The sequence below is a fragment of the Candidatus Nitronereus thalassa genome (genome assembly GCF_032191465.1).
In the GTDB taxonomy this organism is placed as follows: Bacteria; Nitrospirota; Nitrospiria; order Nitrospirales; family UBA8639; genus Nitronereus; species Nitronereus thalassa.
Window position 1 is genome coordinate 473,632 of record NZ_JAQOUE010000002.1, and the last position, 13,091, is coordinate 486,722.

Sequence of the window (13,091 nt, forward strand, 5' to 3'; positions counted from 1 at the left end):
TTAATCGTGTTACATACCTTACGTAGGTTAATTATCTAAGAACACCAAGAATCTATCAAATTGAGGGTAGGGAATAAAAAAACCCTGGCAGCCCATAGGGAGCTACCAGGGTTTTTGTACTTCTGTATGAGTAAACAAAAAGCCTAAATAATCAAAAATCCTTTATGGCATTTTTGCGGTAAACCATGTGGAAATGCCTTTCATGCCATTACGTTCGACATTTTGGCCATCCCACACTGCAAACGCCACTGGAAGACTGGCTCCAGACTTGAACTGCACATCGTTGGAGTCATTGGTTGTCAGTGAACGCTTGAACACCACCCGCCAGGTTGGTCCGCTGCAGCAACCACCCTTTAAGGCACCATATGGTTCCCACAACCCGTTGCCGATCACATCTTGTGAAGCTTGTGTGGTCAACGTGCTAAAACCATTGGCATTCAAATCTTCGACCGAACTTTTTCGAAGATTTGGGTCAGACATAATGTTACCAGACCAAATCCCAGGATTGAATGGGCCAAGGCTCCGTCCAATACGATCTGGGTAGGTCACACCACCTGCTGGTTCCTCATAATAGAAATCCCATGCGATGGAGGGATATTGGTTATCCACATCCCACATTCCCGCAACGCCAGCACCCAGGTCTCTTTGCCATTCGGCATTCCAACGCCAGATATTGACGGTACCACCGGATTGCCCCATACATTGGAAAGGTGGCGCACCAGAGGTTTGCACAGGGAATTGCACCGCAACTTGGTCACGAAAATCTTGTGGACCAATAGTGGTGTTATTAAGAGTTTGATCACCCCAGTTTGTCCAAACCCCAATCTCTTTACCATTGGTGGCCATTTTCACCATCACGGTTTTAACAGAGATATTGGGATGCATAGGGGTAGTAATGGTTTGGCCGCTCAACGGCACCACAATACCTGGCACGGTTTCCCAAACGGGATTGGCCGCGTCCATTGGGATGGAGCCGCTAATCTTGCCCACCGGAATTGTGACCGGTTGGCTGACGGCGAGAGGCACCTGCCCGAGCGTCAACATGACACCAACTGCCAGGGCAGAGAGCAAAATGCCGAACACCAGTCCTTTGTTACGCGTCTGCACCACTCTCATAATGACGCATCCTCCTTTGATGAAAGATTAAAACTAGATGACTGCGGACTAACTAACTCTTCAATTAATTTAATTAATAATTAATAAACGCACGACTTCCACACGACTACTAAGCGGTCCCCGATGGACCCTGCTCCGGTTTTTCCTTTTCAAGGTAGTCCTGAGCCCCCACCTCATTCATTAACAGGCTTAATTCATTTCCTTTATCCTGTGCCCCACATTCAAAAGACTGGCCTTCTGGGTTGGAATAGTTAGCCGGACGATAGTCCGTTTCTGAATAAGGTTGAGGATTTACCGAAAGGAAATTAATTTCGAAATTTACCCAGGCTGATGTCAAATCAGCAATAGTTTTATAAAAACCAAAGTCTGCTTTCTTCTTTAACATTCCAGAAAATAGTGGAACCCACCGCCCTACATGCTCTTTCACAAATTTCTTTTCAGCATCAATAACCATTTGGATTTTCTCTTTTCCATCATGGCAAAGGGCATACGATTCTTTATAGGCAAGAAAATGGAGAAATTCGAGCTCTACACTCAAATGATCAAGGCGTTCATGGATATCTTGCGACAATTGCAAGCCAAACGCTGTATAGAATCCTGAAATATCCCCCATAACATAAGATTGGCCAAATACATGATCATTACCAAATAAGGTTTCGTAGGGAGGACAATCTAACGCAATCACATTACTAAACACACGACGGTGCTCATCCCGAAGATCTTGAAGTCCCCAATTGACCCCCTCAGAGGAAATCCACTCTTCTATTTCATCAAAGTGTTTCGCAATGGACTCAAGACTTTCTTTGGCTTCATTTCCGCCTCGATCACCCAATACTTTAATCAGACTGTCGAGAGCGGCTCTCCCATCTTCAACGAACTCTCCACTCTGCACATAATCCAGGAATTCATCATCTTCAGGATAGAGATAACTCCAGGAAAGTAACAGATATAGTTTACTTCGGGATAGGGCTTGTTCAACGGCAGGAGAATCTTTGAGGGGAGAAACTGAAGTGGCAGCAGAACTTGAAATACCGCTTACTCCATTTTGACTTTCTTTTAATTTCGTCGCCATAGACTACCTCTTTAAATTCCTATCCGGAATAGTCTCAGCTTCCCCGATCACAGACAACGAACCATGCAGGTTTCCCTCTGTTTAGAGGGAGGCCAGATCATAGGCGAACTCTGTGGCGAAGTCAAGGTCTAATTCCAGCATTTTTGACCAAAAAAATTAACAAATCATCCCTCTTAGAGATGAAAATTTAGAGACAAACTCAATTCAAAATCACTCCTCAAATTTAATAAAAATTAATCACCTGAACACCCGACAAAGTCTTAACCTATTGAAAAGTCCTTATCGGCATGACTTTGATGGCAATTCGATCATTCACACTGCCACAAATATATTCACAAATACCACAACCTACACATACCTCTTCATTGACGGATAACGCAAATACCGAAAAATCCATGGTAATTGCAGACGTTGGGCACTTTGACACACAGGCATTACACCCCTGAGAAGCAGTACATTTCCGAGGGTTTACTTTTGCTATCCCCAGCTTAACCTCAGAGACATCCCCTTTAGGGGGAAGCAAGGCTTCGGTCTCACAAGCATCAATACATGGAAGATCTTCACAAGCATAACAGGGGGTCTGGTCAGCAAATATTACCGGTCTTTCATCTTGCTGAGATACCTGAATGCTGTCATGGGGGCACACATCAACACAGTCTCCGCATGCGGTACAACGCTCAAGAAACAGGGACTCCCCTACTGCTCCTGGTGGACGTAACCAATCGCTCCGAATGGGTACGGGTTTTTCTTGAACTGGAGGTTTGGCATCTCGATGTTTAACAAATTCTTGGACCGTGACACCCAGCGAAACCGCGGACTGCTTTAAAAAATTCCGCCGTCCGTATACTGCCTCAGGATTTCCCGTTTTCCCACCAGAGGAATCACTCATAGTCTTAAGATCTCCTGGGCCCATGCCCCCCGGATGCTAAAGGGAGTAGGTTTATCACGGTCCCCCGGCAATCACCAATCACTTTCCCGCAAATACTATGACTCTATACGACCCCTGCTGCTCTAAGTTTGTACACCTCGACACAACGATCGCAAGCACCATATTCAACATCCCACCCTGGATGATTTTCTCTCATATAATCCAGGACAAAAGGTTCAACATTGTTTTCTAAATCCTCAACCCAAGAATATGTGGGGAAACGACAAAGGGGACATGGAAAGCCCGGCATCAAAATATGCTTGGTGGGAACTTCGGGAATCTCACTCTCATCAACTTCGACTGCACGCTCAATGACTCGACCCGTGTCTTGGGCCATTTCAATGAGTTCGGCATGCGTGAAATAATCTGTACGCCATAATCCTTCAAAAACAGATTCGGCTTGGTTCGGGGCAATTTTTCGATACCACGAACGAAACTCCCGCAACCGATATTCACGACTAAACATCGGCTCTTTACCGGATTGCGCAATTCGTGAATCAACATGAAGGCTCCACAACACCCGATAACGATTCAGGATGAGGTGCTCCTCCCCTGGATTCAACCCCACCTTCGTATCCGGATCATACCCAAACGCGGGATCCAACATATCAAAAATATGGGTAAGTTCATGGCGCAGATATCGATTGATGGCAGGGTCATAGAATCGGCGAGGAATAAGCTTAATACCCACCCCTTTTTTTCCTTGTTCCTCAAACTGCTTCGCAAGCTTTTCTTCGACAGTCCCCCATTTTCTGAGGATATCCACGCCTTCTTGATCCTCCTTTAGCACTCCACGCACCAGGACGATACCAATTTTATCTCGCAATTCTGGAAACTCATTAAACCCATCGCGCAAAATATCCGCAAACCCCCATTTGGCAAACAAATATTGATATAACTTTTTAAACTCCTCTTCCCGATCGTCGAGTGAAAACTTTTCATAAATGGGATCGGCAACTTCATGAAACTCATTGTAGTACGTTGGATCCCCTTCCCGTTCAGTTTTTTCAGCGAACGAGTCAATAACTTCTTGAAGAAGGGCTGGCTGAAATCGTATTTCCATAATTTACTCCTTACACGCGATCACTCTGTATGAACGGGGCCTCTTTTCAACAACAAAAAACCCATTCGCATTTTTACGTATTCTTCATTCAACCACCCCAGCTTGACGGGGCGTTTCTTCGCTCGCTACTATTCATTTTATACTCTGGTAAAGGCATTATAGTCACCCCTCCTTTTCATTGGCAAGGACTTCATCGACGTACGGTTTTACGAAAAGCGAAAGGATCAATGCAGAATGGATCACATGAATATATCCTCGGTTGACATTGAACCAACCCATGAGAATCTAGAGCCACTTCCAGCGCCACCTCCACCGATTGATGCCATTCCTTATTGGAAGGCAGGAGTCCAAGAGGTGAAAACATTCCGAGGACATACTCAAGGCGTCTGGAGCGTTTCCTATTCTCCGGATGGACTCACCCTAGCCAGCGGCGGCAGTGATCGTTACCTTCGCCTTTGGGAAATTGAAACTGGACGTCTCGTTCGATCTCTACGAGGTCATACCCAAGATATTCGACAGGTGGCCTATAGCCCAGATGGCAGTATTATTGCGACGGGCAGCGAAGATCGGACGATCCGAATTTGGAATCCCCAAACTGGAGAAACCACACGGCTTCTCTTTACACGATACGATCATGCTGTATGCAGCATCTCTTTTTCCCCTGACGGATTAATGTTAGCACGCGCCGGACAAAACAAGGATATCAAAATTTGGGAAGTTACGACGGGAACGGAGCTCATGACTCTGCTCGGCAAAGACCAATATGACCACCACTGGACCGTCTGTACGGCATTTTCCCCGGATGGCATTCATTTGGTGGGTGGAAGCGACATTGGAAAATTGAAATTATATGAAGTGCTTCCAAGTGGCGAAGAAAAAATGATTTGCAATGGTCATTGGCGGGACGAGCCAGATGATGAAGAAACCGAGCAACGTGGATTCTTTGTTGATGAACATGGAGGTTTTCAAAAGCCTATGGAATATTGGGTCGGAGCCATCACCTTTTCCCAAGACGGCAGCCAAGTGATTACTGGGGGACGGGATGCGACCATCAAATACTTTGATATGCCCGATATGAAAGAATCCCGCACGCTCAAAGGACATAAGGAATGGATTCGGTGCCTTATACTATCCCCCGATGGGAAAATGGTGGTAAGCGCCAGCGATGACCACACTATTAAAATGTGGGATGTGGCAACCGGACGGCAAGTTCAAACACTCAAAGGGCATGCAGGACCGGTTCGAGGAATTTCTTTCTCTCCCGATGGACGCTATTTAGCTAGCGCCTCTTTCGATCGAACCGTTCGACTTTGGAAGGGCGGCGATGACTAAGTCTGGAGAGGATAGCCCTGAAGTATTGAGGGCCAATTCATCCTGCCAACTTCAAGAGGTTTTCAATTACCTCTAATTTAAGATTGCTGTCACTCTTCTGATTCAACCGAATCGGAAATTCCATACCGCTTACACTTTTCCCAAAGGGCTTTACGAGATAGCCCCAGGGACTTCGCTGCAATGGTTCGACTCCATTCTGTACGATTCAACACTTCCACAATATAGTCGCGTTCGATCTTTTCCCTCACCTCCGCCAGAGTGCCGGTCATCGGCGAGGAAATTCCAGAGGAGTCCCCAGCTGATGGGGTCGGCTGATTACAAAGTCCTTCTTGACAAAACCCACAGCCCTCTTGAGGCGTCCCTCCCAAAAATGGGCAGCCTTGATGCCCACAAAGGTCCCACACCTCGATTTCCTGTTTATTTTGGGCTAACGCCACTCCACGTTCGATCGTGTTTTCCAATTCACGAACGTTTCCAGGAAACGAATACCGTAATAAGACTTCCCGGGCTTGAGGGGAAAAGCCATTCACGGCACAAGTCGTTTTTGAAAGAGAGGAATGCAACAAGTGATCCGCCAATACTAAAATATCTTCCTTTCGTTCCCGCAAGGGCGGTAACCGCACTTGGACGACATGCAACCGATAATATAGATCCTCACGGAACCGTCCTTCATCTACCTCTTTTTTTAAATCCTTTTGCGTCGCACAGACAAGTCGAACATCGCATTCAACGGTCTCCGTCCCCCCAACGCGTTCAAATTGCCGCTCTTGAAGCACCCGCAACAACTTGACCTGCACCATAGGAGAGATCTCCCCAATTTCATCCAAGAACAACGTTCCCTTATGGGCTAATTCAAATCGCCCACGACGCTGCTTGAGCGCCCCGGTAAATGCACCCTTTTCATGACCAAACAATTCGGCTTCGAGCAACGTTTCTGGCAACGCGGCACAACTCACTTTAATCAACGCATATTCCCGTCGGGGACTGTTGCGATGGATGGCATTCGCAAACACCTCTTTCCCGGTTCCACTTTCTCCCGTAATGAGCACTGTGGCATCCGTAGTGGACACGAGTTTAATTTTTTCAATGACCTGCCGCATCCGATCATGTTTGCCAACGATGCCTTCGAAACTAAACTTCCCTTCAAGCTCCTGACGAAGCGCCGTATTTTCCTTACGTAAGGCAACCACCTGAGTAGCCCGATCTACAGTCAATAAGAGTTCATCCATAGAGAACGGCTTGGTAATATAGTCATACGCGCCCAACTTCATCGCTTGCACTGCCGTTTCAACTGAACCATGGGCGGTAATCACAACCACCTCCGTATCTGAAGAAAATTCTTTGCAGGCTTGAACCACTTGCAACCCAGTACTCCCAGGCATTCGCAAATCCGTAATCACGACATCGTACCGACTCGTTCGGGATCGCTCGATTCCTTCGTCACCAGTCGACGCTTCTTGCACCTGATACCCCACCGCTTTCAGCGCATCGACCATCGAAAGGCGCATGAGCGGTTCATCGTCAATGATCAACACGGAGGCTTCACTCACGATACCCTCCCCGTAGGCACTCGAGTGGCACTGCATGGGAGCCTTACGGTAAAGACCGTCCCCCGGCCCTCTTCACTTTCTACTTCCAATTGTCCACCATGGCGCTCCACGATGCCTAGGCTCACTGATAACCCCAACCCCGTCCCTTCTCCTGTGCGTTTGGTTGTAAAAAATGGATCAAAAATATGGGGACGAACATCCGCCGGAATACCCGTTCCCGTATCGGAAACTTCGATTTCACACATCTCCCCTACGATCCTTGTGCGCAGGACAATTCGGCCACCAGACTGCGTGGCCTGAACGGCGTTGAGCAACAGATTCGTAATGACTTGTTCAATCATATGTGGGTCGACAAACATAGCCGGCAAGTCGGCGGCCAAGTCTATTTCAAGCTGCAACCCTTTTTCCACAATGGCATGATTGATCAACACCAATACACGATCAATGAGAACATTGATCTCACTCATGGTAAATTCCGGTTCACGTTGTTGAGAGAAGTCGAGTAATTGGCGAACAATCTTTTGGGCCCGACGAAGTCCGTCTTCCATATACATGAGATATTCTTCTTGCCGCCCAGGAGCCAAGGTGCCCTTGCGAATGTTATACAGACAATTCAAAATTCCCCCTAACGGATTATTTATTTCATGTGCCACTCCCGCGGCTAATTTCCCCACAGACGCGAGACGTTCTGTATTGCGAATGTGCTGTTCCATACTTTTCCGATCGGTGATGTCACGCGCAATCCCCAGGACACCCACCACGGAATCCAGATCATTGCGAAGCGGAGAAACACTCACTAATACTGACCGCGTTTCACCCTTTCGGCTCATGACCTCCACTTCATATTCTTGTTTCACATGCATATTGAGAATGTCTTTCAAGTGTCGGCCTCGATGACGCTTCGAGAGAAGCGTGAGGAAAGGTCGTCCCAACAAATCTTCTTTTCCATAGCCCCAAATTTCCACTTTACTATTTACATAGGTAAATCGCTGATCGTGATCCAAGGTATAGATCACATCGTTGGCATTTTCCAACAAGCTTTCTAGATACAATTTTGTCTGGTGAATTTCCAGGGTCCGCTCCTGAACCTTTTCCTCTAATTCCTCACTATGTTGTTGAAGGCGAGCTTCCAGTTGTTTCCGTTCCGTAATATCACGAAGTTGCACCATTGCTAGGACAGCGGACTCCTGCTCCACTCGAATCAGGTCCATTTCGACAGGCAACAGCCGGCGGTCGGAGGCATAGACTTCGATTTCCTTGGTTGGAACTTTTTCCTCCCCAGACACCACCATGGTCAATAACTGGTCTGTTAATTCTTGATATTTTTCAGCCACAAAATCTGTAAACGGATGTCCACGCAGGGCGGATTCCTCATACCCCAACACTTCCTGTTCTCGCTCATTCGCCGCCACGATGATCCCCCTACTATCCACCATAAATATGGAATCGGCCGAGCGATTGAATAACGCCCGATACCGTTGCTCCGACTGAGATAATTGATGAGTCTGTGCCGCCACCTCTTCTTCTAGCTTCGTTGTATATTGCTCAACCTGTCGTTGCAGGGCTTTCCTTTCCGTAATATCCCTCACAAACGCCCGGGTATACACCAATTCACCCGAGACCGAATCCACTAAGGCTGTTGAATGAATTTCTACATCTAGGCAAGTCCCTTGCCGTGTCACGAACACGGTTTCCAGCGTCCCTTCCTGTTGATGGGGTAAATGTTGAAAATACGTCCGAATTTCCGACTGTTGTGAAACCGGCACAATATCCCACAAATACTTTTCCAACATCTCGGCGAGCGAATAGCCGAGTTTTTCAAGTTCCGTCTCGTTGACATGGACGAACCGGCCAGTCTTGTCGATCTGGTGAATCATCTCCGGTGATTTTTCAATGAGATCGCGATAGCGCTCCTCTAACTGACGAATTTCGTTCATCTGGTCATTGAGCTGCGCAAAGGACTGTTTTAGGTTCGTGGCCATTTTATTGAACCCATTGGCCAGATCTTCAATTTCGTCACCGGTCGAGAGAATTAAATGATGATCTAAATTTCCGCTGCCGATTCGCTGCACGCCATCATGCAAAGTTTGAATCGGACTCACGATACGCCGTGCGACCATAATCCCCATTAACCATAAAATACCAAAGACAATGATGCCGTAGGTGGCTACCTTGATAAGCATTTGGTCCAATGGAGCAAAGGTTTCCTGAGGATCTTGCCGAACATACGTGACCCAATGCCGGCCCCCAAAGCTCTCGGGGGCTAAGGGTTCACCAATACGCAACCGCGCGAATCCCACAATCGAATCCTGTGCCCCATGAGAATCGGCTTCGGCCTGCACCCAACCCACGACTTTTTCCTCAATAGCCGCCACCAGGGAGGGTTGAATCACATGTTGTTCCAATGAAAGCACGGGACAGATGAGGGGAGTACCGTCACTGGCCATCAACATGGCATGTCCCGTAGACCCGGCGGTCACCTCAGAAATTGACCGAAATAACGAGTCGCGACGCAACAAAATACTCACGGTGCCAATGGCCTGCTTTCGTTGTTCATCAAAAATAGGGACGGCCACATTCAACACATGTGTCCCAAACGAGGGATCAAAGGTCAGGTCACTCACATAAATCTGACCAGCCCCTTCACGAAATGCGGCGCGCCACCACGCACTTTCACCATGATAAAATTGAACTTGCGGTAAGGAACTCAACACAATGGCACCCTGATTATCCGTCACTAATATTCCCAGATAATCTGATTTACGAATGGCGTTCCAATCCATCAAATAATTAATGGCAATGTGATTCACAAATACCGGAAACTCATCGGGATCTTGTCGTTGCCGCCAACGCTGCTGCCATTCCTCGATAAAGGCTTTGATCTTTTCAGGTTCGCGGCCTTCGTAGCTCCGATTCGCCTCTATCACAGATGTGCGAATAAAGGGAATCGTCGCCAATTGCTGCGCTTCGTTTATTCCTCGAGTGATTTGAGTCTCAATTTTTCGAGCAACCTCAACCGCAATGCCTTTAAAATTTGAACCGCTGGTTTCACGAAGAGCGCGACGCTCTTCGATATAGGTGAGAACTAAGGAAAGGAGAAGCGGGAGAAGTCCCACCAACACCATTCCTAGAATAGTTTTGTGATGGATACTATGAGACCACTTCCACCGTTTCATTTTGGTAACAAAATCCCAAGTGAAAACTATAAGTTATTAATTTTCTGAAGAATTTTTTCAGGGAAGCCCAACCCTTGTCAAGGATCAGGCATAATTAGATTAAGGAAGGAGGCAGCATCAAATGCTGCAACTCAAGGAGGGAGAAAGTGTATAGATAGATAGGGGAATGTAAAACCTGTCCCCAATTTCTAGACTCTTTCATGCGTCCCTGTGCCTGAGCCCTGCAACGCACAGGCAAAAAAACAAACGACGAGGCACAAAATAGAGCCGTTATTTAGTCCGGCTTAATAACCGGCCATCCCCACTCGGCCAAGCCAGGAGCAAAGGGCTGGCCACATAAATTGACGAATACGTTCCAATGAGGACGCCCAACAACAGGGCCAAGGAAAAATCATGAAGCACTTCACCGCCGAACAAGGTCAAAGGGAGCAACACGAGAACCACCGTGAGCGTCGTTACCAACGTCCGGCTTAACACTTGATTGATGCCATTATTGATAATAGTCAGAATTGAATCACGCCGCCTCCCCCGCAAGTTTTCACGGATTCGGTCAAACACCACTACAGTATCCGTAAGAGAATACCCTGCCAACGTCAATAAGGCCGTCACGACTAATAGGGTAATTTCAATATCCAGCAAATAAAAAATCCCAAGGACGGCTAAGACATCATGAAACGTGGCGATGGCCGCGGCGACACCAAATCGCAATTCGAAACGTGTGGCTACATAGAGAATGATGCCAATCAAAGAAATGGTAATAGCCAACAAGGCATCCTTCTGCAATCGATGCCCAATGGTTGGACCAATTTCTGTGCTCGAATCCACGACAAATTTATTATTCGAAAACTCCTGTTCAAAGACTTGGACAATCTGTTCGGCAATTTTCTGTTCAATGGTTTCTTCGGTTTTGACACGGACTAACAGCTTATTGTCTTGCGTGAATTCCTGTAATTCCGCATCAGTAAGACCATGCTTCCCCAACGCTTGGCGTGCGGAATCGATGGCAATCGGGTTATCAAATTTTAATTGCACCGCCGTCCCACCGGAAAAATCAATTCCTAAATTCGCAGCACCTCGGGCAATTTGGACAATGGTGATTAGTCCAAGCACCACCAACACCCCAGAAATCACCAGGGCAATATTACGTTTCCCCATAAAATCAATGTGTGTGTTACCGACAATTTCTAGCATCAGTTCCCCCGATGATATTATATACTCAGGTATTCAAGCTTTCGACGATTCACCAAATCAAACACTACTTTTGTTCCGATAAATGCGGTAAACAGGTTGATACCAATCCCTAAACAAAGCGTCACCGCAAAACCTTTAATAGGGCCACTGCCAAAGACAAAGAGAGCGAACCCCGTAATTAAGGTCGTCACATGCGAGTCCACAATCGTCAAAAAGGCCTTATCGTAACCCGCATCCACGGCTAGTCGTATGGGCCGTCCTTGACGAAGCTCTTCACGAATGCGCTCAAAAATGAGCACGTTGGAATCGACCCCCATCCCAATAGTCAGAATAATCCCGGCAATCCCCGGCAGCGTCAACGTGGCATTCAATCCAGACAAGGCCCCAAACAAACAAATCAAATTCAACGCCACGGCAGCATTCGCCACCATTCCCGACATACGGTAATACACCACCATGAAGATCAAGACGACGAATCCTGCGATCATGGTGGTCTTCAATCCTTTTTCAATCGAGTCTTGCCCCAACGACGGGCCGACGGTAAGATCCTGAAGAATTTTCATGGGCGCGGGAAGCGCACCAGCACGCAACACAATGGCCAAATCATTCGCTTCGTTGGTGGTAAAGTTTCCGGTAATTTGAGCTCGACCACCACGAATCGGTTCGTTAATTCGAGGGGCCGAATACACGGTCCCATCCAGCACAATGGCCATAAACTTTCCCACATTCGCGGTGGTAATGTTCCCAAATTCTTCCGCGCCATTACTATCAAATGTCACAGACACTTGGGGTTCGCTAAAGTCCCCGATCGTCACTCGCGCATCTTGCAACACATCACCCGTGAGGGCGGCAGTTTTATAAACCAAGTATGGTCGACTATATTGTGGCTGCCCCGCATCTGATTTCAGAGGTTCAAATAAAATTTCTGACCCTTCAGGCACCTGGCTCGAAAATTTTTCACGGAGGGCTTCTTCTTCGGACCGTGCGACTTGAGACGGCAATGCCAACTTTGGAAAATTGACCTCATCCAACATTTTGAATTCAAGGAGGGCGGTATCTTGAATCAACGCTTTGGCCCGTGCCGGATCTTTCACCCCAGGCAATTGAATGACAATCTGCGTTCGTCCTTGGCGCTGAAGGAGCGGTTCAGTCACACCAAATTGGTCAATACGGTTTCGAATCGTTTCCAGGGCCTGATTGATGGCTCCATTCTTGATGCGATCAATGTCATCGCTATCGAGTTCATACACCAACGTGTTGCCCTCTTTGGAAACTTGAGCATAGGAGGAAAATGACTCACGAATGAAGTTTGCCGCTTCATCCAGTTTGTCGGACCCACCAAGCTCAATGGCAATTTTTACCCCCTCTTGACGAGCGGCCTTGGTGACCTCAATACCCTTATCGACCAACAAGTCTTTCATGGCTCTGGCTGAGCGATCGACCGCAATTTCCACGGCACGATCTTCTTCCACTTCCATGACCATATGAATGCCACCTTGGAGGTCAAGGCCCAGAGAGACGCCACGAGGAGGAACCACCCACTTGAGTCCTTCAGGCAGCGAATCATGAAGTCCTGGCCACGAGGGGATGGACAAGTACACCGAGAGGAGCGTTAACCCCAACACCAGCAATAAGCGCGTACGAACTTTTTTCATCAATCAAC

At 47.4% G+C, this 13,091-nt stretch carries 9 protein-coding genes; 1 reads left to right on the plus strand and 8 read right to left on the minus strand.

The features are described from left to right. Positions 1-162 precede the first annotated feature (162 nt). The 4 genes from PPG34_RS17515 to PPG34_RS17530 all read right to left on the minus strand — a co-directional run bounded on the left by PPG34_RS17515 (position 163) and on the right by PPG34_RS17530 (position 4,179). Complete coding sequence (locus PPG34_RS17515) at positions 163-1,116, minus strand: ethylbenzene dehydrogenase-related protein (protein WP_313834740.1); 954 nt, start codon at positions 1,114-1,116, stop codon at positions 163-165. A 109-nt stretch (positions 1,117-1,225) separates the two neighbouring features. Beyond that, positions 1,226-2,188: a TorD/DmsD family molecular chaperone gene (locus tag PPG34_RS17520; RefSeq protein ID WP_313834741.1), complete on the minus strand. Its 963-nt coding sequence runs from the start codon at positions 2,186-2,188 to the stop codon at positions 1,226-1,228. Between the two features lie 265 nt (positions 2,189-2,453). Further along, complete coding sequence (locus PPG34_RS17525) at positions 2,454-3,077, minus strand: 4Fe-4S dicluster domain-containing protein (RefSeq protein WP_313834742.1); 624 nt, start codon at positions 3,075-3,077, stop codon at positions 2,454-2,456. Between the two features lie 103 nt (positions 3,078-3,180). Next, positions 3,181-4,179 (minus strand): hypothetical protein, encoded by a 999-nt coding sequence (locus PPG34_RS17530; protein ID WP_313834743.1) that lies wholly within the window; start codon positions 4,177-4,179, stop codon positions 3,181-3,183. A gap of 234 nt (positions 4,180-4,413) precedes the next feature. Here PPG34_RS17530 and PPG34_RS17535 point away from each other — a divergent pair, with 234 nt between their 5' ends. Next, entirely contained in the window at positions 4,414-5,511 is a 1,098-nt protein-coding gene (locus PPG34_RS17535) for a WD40 repeat domain-containing protein (protein WP_313834744.1), read from the plus strand. Between the two features lie 89 nt (positions 5,512-5,600). Here the strand turns inward: PPG34_RS17535 and PPG34_RS17540 are convergent, their stop codons facing one another. The 4 genes from PPG34_RS17540 to secD form a co-directional block, all read right to left on the minus strand. Then, positions 5,601-7,061 carry a sigma-54-dependent transcriptional regulator gene (locus PPG34_RS17540; RefSeq protein WP_313834745.1) on the minus strand — a complete coding sequence of 487 codons (1,461 nt, stop codon included), beginning with the start codon at positions 7,059-7,061 and terminating at the stop codon, positions 5,601-5,603. Next, a complete protein-coding gene (locus PPG34_RS17545) occupies positions 7,058-10,237 on the minus strand; it encodes a PAS domain S-box protein (RefSeq protein WP_313834746.1) in 3,180 nt (1,059 codons plus the stop codon). Before PPG34_RS17545 ends, PPG34_RS17540 begins: the two co-directional genes overlap by 4 nt. A 270-nt stretch (positions 10,238-10,507) precedes the next feature. Beyond that, on the minus strand, positions 10,508-11,428 hold the full coding sequence (secF, locus tag PPG34_RS17550; RefSeq protein ID WP_313834747.1) for a protein translocase subunit SecF: 921 nt from the start codon (positions 11,426-11,428) through the stop codon (positions 10,508-10,510). Between the two features lie 17 nt (positions 11,429-11,445). Next, on the minus strand, positions 11,446-13,083 hold the full coding sequence (secD, locus tag PPG34_RS17555; protein WP_313834748.1) for a protein translocase subunit SecD: 1,638 nt from the start codon (positions 13,081-13,083) through the stop codon (positions 11,446-11,448). Between the last annotated feature and the right edge of the window lie 8 nt (positions 13,084-13,091).

Bases quoted from the DNA above. Each gene is read 5' to 3' on its own strand.
- PPG34_RS17515 (WP_313834740.1), bottom strand. From the start codon at position 1,116: ATGAGAGTGGTGCAGACGCGTAACAAAGGACTGGTGTTCGGCATTTTG.
- PPG34_RS17520 (WP_313834741.1), bottom strand. From the start codon at position 2,188: ATGGCGACGAAATTAAAAGAAAGTCAAAATGGAGTAAGCGGTATTTCA.
- PPG34_RS17525 (WP_313834742.1), bottom strand. From the start codon at position 3,077: ATGAGTGATTCCTCTGGTGGGAAAACGGGAAATCCTGAGGCAGTATAC.
- PPG34_RS17530 (WP_313834743.1), bottom strand. From the start codon at position 4,179: ATGGAAATACGATTTCAGCCAGCCCTTCTTCAAGAAGTTATTGACTCG.
- PPG34_RS17535 (WP_313834744.1), top strand. From the start codon at position 4,414: ATGGATCACATGAATATATCCTCGGTTGACATTGAACCAACCCATGAG.
- PPG34_RS17545 (WP_313834746.1), bottom strand. From the start codon at position 10,237: ATGAAACGGTGGAAGTGGTCTCATAGTATCCATCACAAAACTATTCTA.
- secF (WP_313834747.1), bottom strand. From the start codon at position 11,428: ATGCTAGAAATTGTCGGTAACACACACATTGATTTTATGGGGAAACGT.
- secD (WP_313834748.1), bottom strand. From the start codon at position 13,083: ATGAAAAAAGTTCGTACGCGCTTATTGCTGGTGTTGGGGTTAACGCTC.